Source organism: Agromyces sp. Y782 (assembly GCF_059445405.1).
In genome coordinates, this window is the sequence record NZ_JCAIUG010000002.1 from 880,491 (window position 1) to 893,391 (window position 12,901).

The window sequence follows — 12,901 nt, forward strand, 5'->3', positions numbered from 1 at the left end:
ACCGGCATGCGAGAACCGCTTCGGTCAGAGCGGCGGTCGCCGCATCCGATCCGACACGATCGACCCGGCGAGCACGCCGAGCGAGATCGCGATCATCGTCGCGAGCGTGGCGACCAGCGAGGCGGTGCCACCGGCGTCCCCGCCGAGCACCTCCGCCACGCCGACGAGGCCCAGCGCGCCGGGCACGAGCAGCCAGAACGCGGGGATGAAGCTCACCATCGCGGCCGGGCCGGTGGGCTGCCGGGCGACGAGCGCCGTCACGGGCGTGACGACGAGCGCACCGACGAAGGCCGACAGCACGCCGCCGAGCACAACGCCGCCGATGACCTGCGCGGCGTAGGCGATGTAGAGCACGAACATCATCCAGAGCATGGCGCGGGGCGGGGCGCATTGATGCACGGCGATCCCCACGCCGAAGACGGCGACGGCGACCCAGGGTGCGACCGGGCCGAGCGCCTCGGGATTCTCGGTGAACTCGAGGTCGGGCACGCCGACGAGCGCGCCCGCACTGACGATGCCCGCCGCGATGAGCACGAGCTGCATGCCGCCTGCGGCGAGGCGGCCAGCGCCCGCGATCATCTGGCCAGTCGACAGTTCGAGCGCCGCGGTCGTCAGCAGCACGCCCGGCAGCAGCACGACCAGTGGCCCGATCAGCGCGGCCAGGAGTCCGGGGCCGAATCCGGCGCGCATCAGCACGAACACGACGAGCGCGACGCTGAACGCCACGGTCACGGTGATGAGTGCGCCGTATCGGTTTGGCAGCCGCTCGCCGATGAGAAGGAGCGTGCCGACGACGGCGCCCAGCGCGGCCGCGACGCCGATGCCCAGCCACGACGCTCCGAGCATCGCCGAAAGTCCGGCGCTGAGCAGTACGTACCCGAGCACGCGCAGCACCCGCCCGTACGGCGGCTTCATCTCGCGCACCCAGCGGATGCGGGCGATCGTCGAGGCGGGGTCGAGCAGGCCCGTGCGCGCGGCATCCACGGTTCGCTGCACCTCGTCGATCTGGCAGAGGAGCAGGCGGCCCTCGCCGCTGAGGACGGCACCGGTACGCTCCTCCCCCTCCTCCCCCTCCTGGCCCTCGTCACGAGCCGACACGAGGAGCGCGGTCGGGAACACCACGACCTGGCTCGCCGGGAGGCCGTTCACGCGCGCGATGTCGTCGAGGGCGTTGCGCACCGTCATGACCGAGTACCCGGCGTCGGTCATGGCGGCGCCGACCGCCTCCGTCGCGGCGAGCGCTGCCGCCGGGTCGGGTTCGCCGGCCGATGGTACCGGCACCGCTCCAGTGCCCACCGCGGAGCGAGCGCTCGTGGCCAGGTCGCGTTCGGCGCGGCGGCGCAATGCGAAGAGCACGACGGCCCCCGCGAGCAGCACGGCGAGGGCGACGAACGTCGGCACGGTGGACTCGCCGAATCGCTCGAGCACGGGGGCGATCGGATCCGGTGCGAACTTCGCGATCATCTGCACACTGTAGAGCGGCCGGGTGGGTGCGGCACGATCAGCGGGACTGTCGGGACGGCATCGCCGGAGAACGCGCACGCTCGGCCCTATGGCACGCTGGAGGGCAATTGGACGGCGCGGCCGCAGCTGTCACTCCCCCGGCTTGACCAGAGTTGGGTGCTGAACCGGACAGTTGACCACGTTTCCTCCCTCGCCACATGTCTACCTGCGGTTTGAAGCACGGCTACGTGAGAACGGGTGGCTCTGCCTACGCGGCGACGAAAGAAGAAGGCCAGCCGCTGGAGGGCTGGCCTTCTCTTGTTACTCTGCTACTTCGATGGCTCGCTCTGATGGGTGATCAGGCAGCAGGTAACCCTCTGCATACGCGATGCGGTCCCGCTCAGCCGCCAAGTCGTCTGTCCCTTCAGTAGCAACAAGTTTCGCGAACCACGCCCCGTCAATGTCATGGAGCACCTTGGCTCCCGACTCCCCCGTAGTAACCGGCGCCCACTCCCCTCCGTCGGCGGGCAGCAGCCCATCACCCATCTTCGAAGTGTTCGCCAGCATGCAGTTTAGGGAGCTACGCTGCAGTGGAGCACGGAAACTGCCTCTAGCATCGGGCGGGTACGCGATAGCTCCACAGTCAGTTGGGCGACGTCGCAGTATGCCAGAACACGGATATCCTCGCGGTATGACTCAGCTGCTGGTGCCCACGACCTCGTCGCATTCAGCGCGGGTTGGCTTCTGGACCGTAGCCACTCTCGGGCCGTTGGGAGCCACAGTCGCATGGGTTTGGTACGGCTTCGCTCAGTTCGAAGCGCAGACCGAGCAATGCAAGGCGCTCGCAGCTGGCACGACCAAGGCAGGGTTCGCCGAGCTCTTCGGCGGCATTCCACTGATCCTCCTTCACCTCGTAGGGCTGATCGCGCTCGTGGCACTCGGATGGAGGAGCTACCGGTGGCGCGGTCTCACCTACGCTGCCGCTGCCCTCGTGATCGCCTCAGCGATCGGCATCGGCATTGCACAGCTCCTGTGGGCAGGGGACCTGTTTCAGCTCGGCATCAACAACACCAACTGCTTGCCCTGATCCGCCGGCGGAGCGTTGTGCAAATTCGGTTAGAGACTTCACCATCAGTAGATCTACAACCTGCAAAGAACGCAGGATGTTGTGGCGCGCTCGAGCTCGCCAACTGGGGCTGCGCTAGCCCGTTGAGGGATCGGCAAACAAGTAGACCTGACCACTTGCGATGATCGTCGAGGCACAACCCACACCGCGATCTCATCGCGCAGAGAGAGTGCGAGAATCTCAGAAGACGCGGTCGGCGACCTTCACACGAGTGGCCGATGCTAGTGCGGCGTTGACCTGATCTGCTGGTGTCGGGCCGGGTTCGGAGGAAAGAAGCTGGTCATCGGGAGTGTTCGAATCCGCGAGGTAGATGCGTGTGAAGCCTCCGGACTCGGGTTCGAACTTCCAGCTGTCGGAGAGCGTGCCGGCGTCGACAGTGTCGAAGCCGAGCCGGTCAATGAGTGCCGCCGCTTCACGCTTTGCTTCGTCGTCGTCGGACGCGATGGGGAGGGCGGAGCGGTCGGCGGCACCGCTGGGCCGTGAAAGGAGGGGGATGTGGTGGGCGAGGATATTGCCGAATGCTTTGACATAGCGGGCTCCCACGAGCCATCCGTGCACCAGCTCGCTTGCAGTCACGGTCTCGGTATCGAGTTGCGTGACCCGGCCGTCGCGGAACGGGTAATAGTTGCTAGTGTCCAGCACAAGTTTGTCGCGGAGCAGTCCGGCAGGTAGGTCCTTGATCGCGAGTAGTGGAATGGAGAGCACAATCGCCTCTCCGCTGCTGGCCGCTTCTTCGACTGTGCCAGCCTTGGCGAGTGGTCCGAGCTCGGTAACGAGGTCACGGAGGGTCTCAGGTCCGCGGGAGTTCGCAAGGACCACGTTCATACCCGACGCAACGGCGAGTCGAGCGACCGCCGATCCAATGTTCCCACTTCCAATGATTCCCAATGTCGTCATGCTCATTCCCTTCGATAATGTTCAACGGTCTGGGTGCCAGCCGAGCGACACTCCTTAGGCTTGAACCCGACCTCAGTCGCGATGATTCCCTTATCCCCTATGACGAGGGCGTCCGCTCGGACGAGGGGATCTCGTCGCGGCTCATCATGGCGTTGATCTCGAGTTCGTAGTCGAGGTACGCCTCGCCGGAGACATCGACTATGACCTTGCTGTTGACGGCAACCGCTTCGGGAACCTTCACGTGTCAAGCGTGAGCGAGCTTTGTGGAAATCCGGTAAAGGGACTTCACCATCAGAAGTCACATTGCCGGTTTGCGAAAGCTGCAATCGCCTCCCCCGCGCACGCAAGCGGATCGCCCTAAAGTGGGTGCGATCGGGGCACCGATGAGAAATGGCGCCGGCGGTCGTCTCAGTACCGGTCCGGTGAACTCGGGGCGCGCATCAAAGGAGAGCAACGAGATGAGACCACTTCGATACTCGATCAACGTCACGCTCGACGGCTGCTGCCATCACGAGGCGGGGCTCCCCCCGGACGAGGAGTCGATGCGCTACTGGACGGCTGAGATGGAGCGAGCCGATGCCCTGCTCTTCGGCCGGGTGACCTACGAGATGATGGCGTCGGCGTGGCGGAAGCCGGCCGCGGGCACGTGGCCTGACGGGATGGATGAGTGGCAGATCCCGTTCGCCGAGGCCATCGACCGGGCGAAGAAGCACGTCGTGTCGAGCGCGCTGAGCGGGGTCGATTGGCATGCCGAGCTGGTGCGAGGCGACTTGGCGCAAGCGGTTCAGCGGCTCAAGCAGGAGCCAGGCGAGGGCCTGTGGGTCGGTGGCGTGACGCTCCCCCTGGCGTTGGCAGATCTGGGACTGATCGACGAGTACGAGTTCCTTGTGCAGCCGGTGCTTGCCGGACACGGGCCGACGTTGCTCGCCGGTCTGCGTGAGCGCATCCAGCTCGAGCTCGTGGACCGCCATGAGTTCCGGTCGGGGGCGGTCGCCGTGCGATACCGGCCCACGCGAGTTACGGCGTGACGCGATTGCCCGGGCACGTTGGCCGCCCGCAACACGATGCGATCTGCGGGCCGACGCGGCCGGGACGGGTTGCGCCAAGGATGATGCCGATTCTGGTCACGGTTCCGGCCGAACCTCGTTGAGGGCGACAGGAAGGCCGTTGAGGCGCAGCGCCGTCCCGGTGCGCAGATGAGGCAGGTCGGCGCTGCCGTCGCCCGTGCGGGCGAGAAATACAACCTGCTCGGTCCAAGTCAGCGTGCTTCCTCCGGTTTCGCCATCGGCGAATGCCACCGTCACCAACGATGCCCACCGGGTCACGTCGTCGACTCTCGCTTCATAGACGAACACGATTCGGTGGTCGAGAACGATGTCGAGGTAGCGGGATCGATTTCGCAGATCCTCGGCCTGACCGTCGGGCAGGACAAAGGTGCTCCTGGCATCCTCTCCCCCGCCGACACGGAAGTCGTGATCGTAGCTGGCCCCCGTGCCCGGCAGTCGAATCCACCGCCGGCGGACCCGATCATCCGCAAACGCCGTGAAGGCCGTTGCCCGATCAACGTCGAAGCTTCGCGTGATGCTGAACGTCTCGTGTCTGACATCCGAAGCCAGCTCTTCCGTCACCTGATCGGAAGCGGGTGCAGTATGTGTCTGTCATCTCGGCCAACTCTCTCTCTTTCTCAAATCGCCCAGTGGTTACTATCGGTAGGAAACAGCCGTTCACCGCATCTGCTTCCCTCGTTTCATACGCACTGTGAAGTCAGCAACGCACCTGGAAGGACGAATTGGATGAAGTCCGCTCTCCGTGACGATCTCGAAACCCAAGGAATTGCACCTGCCTGTGTCGAGACCATCGAAGTGGTGCGCGACGTGCTCGCGGGTCGGTGACAAGTGGACGTTGCTGATCGTCACGACGCTGGTCGACGGGCCAATGCGATTCACTGCGCTACATGGGGCCGTCATCGGCATTTCACAACGCATGCTCGGCCACACCCTTCAGGCGCTGGCACGGGACGGACTCGTCACTCGCACCGCATACGCTGAAGTACCGCCCCGCGTCGAGTACGAGCTGACCGAACTCGGGCATTCGCTGAGCCAAGCGGTCGATCAAATGGTTGGCTGGGTACGAACGAACCAGCAAACGATCATGCACAACCGATCCGCCTTCGACTCCTCCAACTAGGCGGTACGGCGCATCGCTGCGGCAACAGAAGCGCGAGTGAGTCGTATCGACAATCTGGTTGCCTATCTGTGCGACTTGTGACAATCTGGTTGCCTCAGTCCTCGAAGCCGGCCGGGAGGCGCGCATGAATCACGACCAAGCAACCATCGGCGGCGTCCGGCACGAAACCGCGGCGTTGAACGGGACGCGACTGCATTACGTCACCGCCGGAGACCATGGCACGCCCGTCCTCCTGGTCCACGGATTTCCAGAAACGTGGTGGGCCTTCCATAAACTCATCCCACTTCTCGCTGCCCGTCACCGCATCTACGCTGTCGACCTCCGCGGTTTCGGTGATTCGGATGTCGCCGAGGAGAACTACTCGGGCGCGGTCGCCGCTGAAGATCTGCACGCGCTGATCGAGCATCTGTCCGTGGGAGCGATGCACGTCGTCGGGCAAGACGTCAGTGGCGGTGTGGTCTACCGACTCGCCGCCACCCATCCTGAAGACCTCATCAGCCTCACCGCGATCGAGTCCGGCCTGGCGGGCTTCGGCGCTGAAGCGCTTGCGGATGTCACTCACGGCGGTGTCTGGTACATCGGCGCGCTGGCATCCCCCGGCGTCGCCGGCCTGCTGTTCGAGAAGCAAGCCCGCGCTTTCGTCGGAGAGTACCTGTACCCGTTCTACGGCGTCTCCCCCGTTGCAGTCGGCCCCGAAGACGTCACGGAGTTCGCCCGCACCTACGGCAGGCCCGGCGGATTCTCGGGCGCTGCGGGCCTCTACCGAGGCATGCTCACGGAGGGTCAAGAGCTGCGCAACCTCGCACAGGATGCACCGCTGCGGGTGCCAGTGACAACCGTCGGCTCGCGGGGCGGTGGGTTCACCCACGCAGCATTCCGCGGCGTCACGGTGCAGGAAGCGACCGCCATCCAGCTGGACGACGTCGGCCACTACGTCGCGCAAGAGGCGCCGCAGCCGCTCGCGGACATCCTCATCGAGGCATTCGCCACCAGCACTCCTTGACCATGCGGTGGCGCGCGGTCAGCGCTCCACGTCTCGGTTCGCCGTCATCCCTCGACCATCGGCAACGTTCTCGGCGACGCGAATATCCAGTGCGATCAGTGCGCTGCGAGCCTGATCGGCATCCATCCCCTCGGCAACCGCCAGCACTGCGGCCCTCCAGGCAGCACCGATCATTCGACCCATCGGTGGCCGGGCCGGTTGACTGAGCGTCGTCAGCAACTCCACCAATGCGTCGTCAGCCGATCCGGCAGGTGGTTCGCCGAGGAGTCGTTCGAAGTCGTGGCCGACCGCGAAGTCGAACCCGACCAGCAGTGCCGCCTTCACTGCCTCGGGGCCTCCCCCGGTGGCGCTCGCTGCGCCCTCCATTCGGTCGAGCAGTCGAAGCTCGACATCGCGGCGCACGAACAGGTATAGGCCGAGCTTGCTCTCGAAGTGGTGGTAGATCGCGCCGGTCGTCACTCCGGCATCTGCGGCGAGCTCCCCGACGGTGACCACATCGAACGGCCGTGCCCCGAATGCGCGGACGGCAGTCAGCGCCAGCCGCCCCTTCGGGGATGTCGAAACAGGAATCCACTCGCGCATGACAACATAATGCCGTTACGCTGTGAGTAATGCCAGTTACGACACGAAAGGAACACCTCATGAAGCTCGAATTCCTCTTCGCCCCCACCGCGAACTTGGAAGGTTCTCTCGCTCTCTACCGAAACGTCTTCGGCTGCGAAGAGGTGTGGCGCGAGGGCGACACGACGGTTGCACTCACCCTCCCCGGCACCGACGTTCAGCTGATGCTCGACTCCAACGATCCGGGTGCGCCGTTCGGGCCGCTGTTCGTGGTCGAAAGCGTGCAGGCCTTCCACAACGCGCGTCCCGATGCGCTGCAGGTCGTCGAGGAGCCAGCCGAGATCCCCGGCGGCTTCAATGCCGTCTACAAGGATGCCGGTGGTCAGACGATCTACATCATGGATCAATCGATCGACGCCGAGTAGCGCCTTCGTTCCCTTCCCCGCGTACCTCGTCCCGATTCTCGGTACGGCAGCGGCCTGAACGGCGCCCATACGGCATACCAACGCTTCGGGCAAGGGGGTGACGTGATGGCTGCAACGTGATTTTATGAAGGAACCTCATTCTGAAATCGGGGTCCACGAAGAAGCTTCATTTCTGAAATCGGGGTCAAAATGATTGGAGATCAACATGGCTGACAACGACGGAATCTTCCTCTACATCGGCACGTACCCGAGCGAACTTGCCGCTCGGGCCGATTACGACATCGTCAAGGAGTTGCACCATTCAGGCACCGTCGGCACCTACGATGCGGCAGTGATTACGAAGGACGCCGAAGGAAAGGTGCACGTCAACAAGGACGAGATGGCAACTCGGCACGGCGGTTGGGGTGGCGCAGTCGCCGGCGCGGTGGTTGGTCTCCTCTTCCCGCCGGCCATCATTGGCACTGCGATTGTCGGTGGCGCGATCGGCGCAGCGAGCGGCCACCTCTGGCGCGGTGTGTCCCGCGCCGAGGTCAAGGAACTCGGCGATCTCATCGACTCAGGCCAGGCAGCGCTGGTCGTTGCCGGCGCCAGCAACGTCGAAGATGCACTCAACAAGGTAGAGCTGAAGGCCGAGAAGCACGTTGCCAAGCAGCTGACCAAGGTGAAGAAGTCCGAGCTCGACGCAGCAGTCAAGGCCGCTGCAAGCGAAGTGGGCGCAGGAAGCTAACTCCCACTCCGCGAGACGACGGGCCCGGCTCAGAGGAATCTGAGCCGGGCCTCTTCCTGTTCAGAGTGTTCTCGTCGTGGATCAATCGATCGACGCCGAGTAGCGCATGGATGCACCCAGGTGAGTCCCGGCCGCCGTCGCTAGCGTCGACCGGGACTCGTGAGGATGACGAGTCGCTGGGTGGCTCTGGTCATCGCGACATATCGGTCGACCGCTCCTTCGATGCCCGTGCCGAAATCCTCCGGGTCGATGAGAATGACCAGGTCGAATTCGAGTCCCTTCGAAAGTTCAGGGGTCAGTGACCGGACTCGGGACGTCGCCCCGAACGCGTCGACATCGACCTCGCCCGTACCGATGACGCACGCGATCCCGTCGGCATGCGTGGCAAGCCAGTTGCTGAGGATCGCGCTCAGGTTCGACGTGGATTCGTGTTCGACTGCGACGCCGCTGCTGCGAATCGAGGTCGGCACATTGGCGTCTGGCAAGACGGCTCGGATGATGGGCTCGGCTTCCTCCATCACCTCGGACGGCGTGCGGTAGTTGATGGTCAGGGCCGACTGGGTGATCCGGTGGAGTCCGATCCGTTCGAGCCGCTCCTGCCAGGACTCCGTGAATCCGTGTCGTGCCTGGGCGCGGTCGCCGACGATGGTGAAGCTGCGCGACGGGCAGCGGAGCAGCAGCATCTGCCACTCGGCATCCGTCAATTCCTGAGCCTCATCGACGACGATGTGCGCGAACGGACCGGCGAGCACGTCCGGATCGGTCGCCAGCAGCACGGCCTCGTCGACCAGCGCGTTCTGCGCGTCCTGTCCACGTAGCATCGACATCAACTGCATCTCGGAGTCGTCGGTCGCGATCAGGTGATCGACGACCCGGGCCATCTCATCACGCTCGGCGGCGAGGATGGCAGCATCACGACGCTTGCGCTGCGACGCCTTCGGGTCGCCGATCCGCTGCCGCGCCGCGTCCAGTAGCGGTAGATCGGCCACCGTCCAAGCGCGGGCATCTGCGCGCTGCAGTGCCTGGATCTCGTCGTCGTCGAGCCATGGGGCGCACTTCCTCAGGTACGCAGGGACAGACCACAGGTCACCGACGACGCCGGCCGCATCGAGCAGCGGCCACGCTCGGTTGAAAGTCGAGCGCAGCTCGCTGTTCTGCTCGAGTGACCGACGGAGCAGGTCAGCCGAAACGTCCTCGTCGTTGTCCATCAGGATCGTGAGCAGCTCGTCCCACACCTGATCGCGCGCCTCGTTGTGTGGAGTGCCTGGTTCCGGCGCCTCGAATGCCTCGGCCCAATCGCCGGCGTCCAGCCAGATGTCCGACCAGTGGGTTTCGATCACCATTCCCGTGGTGGGCGGCCGCTCGTAGTGCCTGACGGCGGCCTCGACCGCCTTCACCAGGTCGGCTGACGACTTCAGGCGGGCGACATGCTGGTCGATCTCGATCGTCGACTCAGGCCCCTCGACAACGAGATCCCGCAAGGTGCAGATCTGTACGCCCTCCTCTCCGAGGCTGGGAAGGACGTCGGCGACGTATGCCAGGTACGCCTGATGGGGACCGACGAACAAAACGCCACCTCGACGGTGCCCGAGCCGAGGGTCTGAGAAGAGAAGGTAGGCGGTGCGATGCAGGGCGACGACGGTCTTCCCCGTGCCCGGGCCACCGTCGACGACGAGTGCCCCACGGGATCCCGCGCGGATGATGGCGTCCTGATCGGCTTGAATGGTGGCGAGCACGTCCCGCATCCGAGCGGACCGGCTGCTGCCGAGGCTGGCGATGAAGGCGGACTGATCGTCGAGCGCAGCGTTCCCTTCGAATCCGTCAGAGGTGAACACCTCATCCCAATAGTCACTGACCCGGCCGCGAGCCCAGCGATACCTGCGGCGACTCACCAAACCCATCGGGTTGGCGTGCGTCGCTCCGAAGAACGGCTCGGCGGCAGGGGAACGCCAGTCGATCAGCAGTTGGCGGCCTGCGCTGTCCGAGAGACCGAGTCGTCCGACGTACACGGGTGCGGGGTTGTCCGCGCTGACCATGCGCCCGAGGCATACGTCCAGACCGAAACGGCGCAGTGTGCGCAGACGAGCGGTCAGGCGGTGTATCTCCAGGTCCCGATCCAACGCCTCCTGCCCCGCCCGACCGGGTTGCCTGCGCACGGCGTCGAGACGGTCGGAGATGTCGGCGATCGAGTGCTCGAGGCTCTCCGCGATCGTCGCGAAGTGTTGCTCGTCGTCGACGATCAACGGTGGGACGGCCTTGGCCGTGAGGCGGTCGGGAAGGTTGAACGCGCTTGTCGTCAGGCTCATGTCATCGGTTCCCTTCACCGGTGTGCGCGTCGAGCAGATCGAGACACCGCGCGTGCCGCCCGTGCCCTCGCCCCACGGTGCACACCGCCGCAGCCCAGCGAGTCCCACTCGCGGTTCGACGGCCCCCGGACAAACCACTCTTCGACAACCGCACACGCATCCCTTGACTCCCCTATCCCGCAGACTCCGGCCTCGGCCGACCAGTCTGCGGGATACCCGGGGTCTTGCCGCAAGCCCCCCTCTCCGCTATAGATTTAACGTGGCGGGGTGAGTAGTCCCACGCCCTCTTCTGAGACCTGTGGCCAGCCGTGCGACGATCGCTCGCTAGTCGTCCAGGCTCCCCATGGTCAGGTTGACGGTTGTCCCCGTCATCCCGCTCGCGAGATCGGAAGCCATGAAGGCCGCTACGTTCGCCATCTCCGTGAGCGTCATGAGCCGCCGCGGGTGGGTCCTGCTCGCGAGCAGCCCCTGCCACTGCGTCCAGCTCAATCCCGATGCCTCGGCGCGCGGCTCATAGGCTTCCCTGATCGTGGGTGTCTCAGGCATCGCCTGTGGTCGCAGGCCGATCACGCGAATGCCGTGCGGCGCGAGTTCTGCCGAGAGGTCCCGTGTGAGTGCCTCCTTAGCCGCCATCGCCGGGCCGTACCCGCCGACCAAGGGGATACCCATTCGGGAGTGAGTCGCGGTGACCGTCATGATCACGCCTGATTTGTTCGTGACCATCCGCCGAGCTGCCAGGCGTGCGGTCAGGAAGTACGACAACGAGTAGCTCGTGATCGGCAAAGAGAACTGCGCGGCATCCAGCTCGGCGAGCGGGACGCCCAGAATCTTCGCATTCGGAATTCCGACGGCGTTGAACGAGATGTCAACGCGGCCTGCCGCCGCGATCACCGACTCGAGGTGCCCGTCCACGGCCTGCTCATCGAGAGCGTCGACTTCCATCGCCTCGGCGGAGCCACCTGCGGAGACGATTTCGGCGGCGACGGTCTCGACTGGCCCGCGGTGGCGGCCGGTGAGGAAGAGCGTCGCCCCTTCACGCGCGAATGCACGCGCGACAGCGCTCCCGATGCCGCCGCCCGCTCCGTAGATCACGGCGACCTTGTTCTCCAGCATCATCGCTCCCCCGCTCTGCACCGGCAGCTTGCACCGAGCAAGCTATCTGCTTGCGTGATGCAAGTCAAGGGCCTACGTTGACTACATGCTTGGACATCTCTACGAGAATCAGGATTGTTCCGCCGCTCGAGCGCTTGAGCTCGTCGGCGAACGCTGGAGCCTCCTGATCCTGCGAGATGCGATGTTCCGCGGTTTCACGCGCTTCTCTCAATTCCAGAAGAGCCTCGGCATCGCGACGAACATCCTGTCGAAGCGCCTCGACACGTTCGTGGCCGACGGCCTCATGGAGCGTCTGCAGCCGAAGACGTCTGCCCAGGCGGAGTATCAGCTGACCCGCAAGGGGCTCGAGCTGAAGTCGGTCATCATCGCGTTGACCGTGTGGGGCGACACGTGGCTCCAACCCGGCCCGGTCGAGTTCCGAGACGAATCCGACGGACAGATCGTGGAGCTTCAACTGCGACGCGCCGTCGATGACGTTCAGATCGGCGTTGTCGACGTCGTCGCCCGGCGGCGGTAGCCGATGCGCGGCAGATCGACCATGGCGGCACTCGACTCCCACAGATCGACAGCGTTCTCCAAGTCGTACGAAAGCCTCGACGAACGCGTGGGCGTACTCGCTCCGACGGAGCGGAAATCACTCGTCGCAATGCTGCAACGCATCGCCGACGGTGCCGGGCTCGCACCGGGGGTGCACCCGGGGTACGACGCGATCGACCCAGCAGGTACCTAGCCGACTCGGGTGCTCAGAGCGACGTATTGCGCTCGGCGAACTTCTCGAGTCGCTTTCCGGATGCCGGCATGCCGAGCTCGTTGTAGGGGCCCTCGACCTCGGGTTCGGGCAGGCGCTGGTCGGTCGGGCAGACCAGCACCGTGTTCGCGGTCGAGTGGTCGATGACGTGCTCGAACATCGGATGCCCGCAGATCGGACATGCCCGCTCGCCGGCGGGTATTTGAGGATCCGACCCCTCTTCCACCACCGGCGGTGGGCCGAACGCGGGCAGCAACGCCCGGTCGATACGGTCGAAGAAGTGGGTGAATGCGTTGCCGTCGGGGCGGCTCGCGTCGTCACGTGCCATGGCCAGATGGTACGCCTGCTCGTCGACCACCGCCACC

At 65.1% G+C, this 12,901-nt stretch carries 16 protein-coding genes; 8 read left to right on the forward strand and 8 right to left on the reverse strand.

Features of this window, described 5'->3' with window-relative positions; genetic code table 11:
* Window positions 1–24 precede the first annotated feature (24 nt).
* The gene (locus AC1C2S_RS18305) at window positions 25–1,464 is read right to left on the reverse strand and encodes a threonine/serine exporter family protein (RefSeq protein ID WP_495354027.1); all 1,440 of its coding nucleotides are present in this window, start codon (window positions 1,462–1,464) and stop codon (window positions 25–27) included.
* Between the two features lie 670 nt (window positions 1,465–2,134).
* Here AC1C2S_RS18305 and AC1C2S_RS18310 point away from each other — a divergent pair.
* Window positions 2,135–2,530, forward strand: coding sequence for a hypothetical protein (locus AC1C2S_RS18310; protein ID WP_495354028.1), 396 nt, complete (start codon window positions 2,135–2,137; stop codon window positions 2,528–2,530).
* Between the two features lie 219 nt (window positions 2,531–2,749).
* Here AC1C2S_RS18310 and AC1C2S_RS18315 read toward each other — a convergent pair whose 3' ends face one another.
* Both AC1C2S_RS18315 and AC1C2S_RS18320 read right to left on the reverse strand, forming a co-directional pair.
* Window positions 2,750–3,466 (reverse strand): NADPH-dependent F420 reductase, encoded by a 717-nt coding sequence (locus AC1C2S_RS18315; RefSeq protein ID WP_495354029.1) that lies wholly within the window; start codon window positions 3,464–3,466, stop codon window positions 2,750–2,752.
* 97 nt (window positions 3,467–3,563) lie between these two features.
* The gene (locus AC1C2S_RS18320) at window positions 3,564–3,707 is read right to left on the reverse strand and encodes a hypothetical protein (RefSeq protein WP_495354030.1); all 144 of its coding nucleotides are present in this window, start codon (window positions 3,705–3,707) and stop codon (window positions 3,564–3,566) included.
* Between the two features lie 217 nt (window positions 3,708–3,924).
* On the opposite strand from AC1C2S_RS18320, the gene AC1C2S_RS18325 reads away from it, so the two are divergent.
* Window positions 3,925–4,494, forward strand: coding sequence for a dihydrofolate reductase family protein (locus AC1C2S_RS18325; RefSeq protein WP_495354031.1), 570 nt, complete (start codon window positions 3,925–3,927; stop codon window positions 4,492–4,494).
* Window positions 4,495–4,590: 96 nt separating this feature from the next.
* Here the strand turns inward: AC1C2S_RS18325 and AC1C2S_RS18330 are convergent, their stop codons facing one another.
* Window positions 4,591–5,094, reverse strand: a complete 504-nt coding sequence (locus AC1C2S_RS18330; protein WP_495354032.1) for an SRPBCC domain-containing protein — start codon at window positions 5,092–5,094, stop codon at window positions 4,591–4,593.
* 181 nt (window positions 5,095–5,275) lie between these two features.
* Here AC1C2S_RS18330 and AC1C2S_RS18335 point away from each other — a divergent pair, with 181 nt between their 5' ends.
* Window positions 5,276–5,653: a winged helix-turn-helix transcriptional regulator gene (locus tag AC1C2S_RS18335; RefSeq protein WP_495354033.1), complete on the forward strand. Its 378-nt coding sequence runs from the start codon at window positions 5,276–5,278 to the stop codon at window positions 5,651–5,653.
* A 124-nt stretch (window positions 5,654–5,777) separates the two neighbouring features.
* Entirely contained in the window at window positions 5,778–6,656 is an 879-nt protein-coding gene (locus AC1C2S_RS18340) for an alpha/beta fold hydrolase (RefSeq protein ID WP_495354034.1), read from the forward strand.
* Between the two features lie 18 nt (window positions 6,657–6,674).
* Here the strand turns inward: AC1C2S_RS18340 and AC1C2S_RS18345 are convergent, their stop codons facing one another.
* Window positions 6,675–7,238 carry a TetR/AcrR family transcriptional regulator gene (locus tag AC1C2S_RS18345; RefSeq protein WP_495354035.1) on the reverse strand — a complete coding sequence of 188 codons (564 nt, stop codon included), beginning with the start codon at window positions 7,236–7,238 and terminating at the stop codon, window positions 6,675–6,677.
* A 59-nt stretch (window positions 7,239–7,297) separates the two neighbouring features.
* Between AC1C2S_RS18345 and AC1C2S_RS18350 the strand changes: the two genes are divergently transcribed.
* Entirely contained in the window at window positions 7,298–7,642 is a 345-nt protein-coding gene (locus tag AC1C2S_RS18350) for a VOC family protein (protein ID WP_495354036.1), read from the forward strand.
* A gap of 205 nt (window positions 7,643–7,847) precedes the next feature.
* On the forward strand, window positions 7,848–8,369 hold the full coding sequence (locus AC1C2S_RS18355; RefSeq protein WP_495354037.1) for a DUF1269 domain-containing protein: 522 nt from the start codon (window positions 7,848–7,850) through the stop codon (window positions 8,367–8,369).
* A 140-nt stretch (window positions 8,370–8,509) separates the two neighbouring features.
* On the opposite strand, the gene helR is transcribed toward AC1C2S_RS18355, so the two are convergent.
* Window positions 8,510–10,675 (reverse strand): RNA polymerase recycling motor ATPase HelR, encoded by a 2,166-nt coding sequence (gene helR, locus AC1C2S_RS18360; RefSeq protein ID WP_495354038.1) that lies wholly within the window; start codon window positions 10,673–10,675, stop codon window positions 8,510–8,512.
* A gap of 324 nt (window positions 10,676–10,999) precedes the next feature.
* Entirely contained in the window at window positions 11,000–11,791 is a 792-nt protein-coding gene (locus AC1C2S_RS18365) for an SDR family NAD(P)-dependent oxidoreductase (protein WP_495354039.1), read from the reverse strand.
* Between the two features lie 82 nt (window positions 11,792–11,873).
* Here AC1C2S_RS18365 and AC1C2S_RS18370 point away from each other — a divergent pair, with 82 nt between their 5' ends.
* Together AC1C2S_RS18370 and AC1C2S_RS18375 are read left to right on the forward strand one after the other, a co-directional pair.
* Window positions 11,874–12,305, forward strand: coding sequence for a winged helix-turn-helix transcriptional regulator (locus AC1C2S_RS18370; protein ID WP_495354040.1), 432 nt, complete (start codon window positions 11,874–11,876; stop codon window positions 12,303–12,305).
* 3 nt (window positions 12,306–12,308) lie between these two features.
* On the forward strand, window positions 12,309–12,518 hold the full coding sequence (locus tag AC1C2S_RS18375) for a hypothetical protein (RefSeq protein ID WP_495354041.1): 210 nt from the start codon (window positions 12,309–12,311) through the stop codon (window positions 12,516–12,518).
* Window positions 12,519–12,531: 13 nt separating this feature from the next.
* On the opposite strand, the gene AC1C2S_RS18380 is transcribed toward AC1C2S_RS18375, so the two are convergent.
* On the reverse strand, window positions 12,532–12,864 hold the full coding sequence (locus tag AC1C2S_RS18380) for a hypothetical protein (RefSeq protein ID WP_495354042.1): 333 nt from the start codon (window positions 12,862–12,864) through the stop codon (window positions 12,532–12,534).
* Window positions 12,865–12,901: the final 37 nt, after the last annotated feature.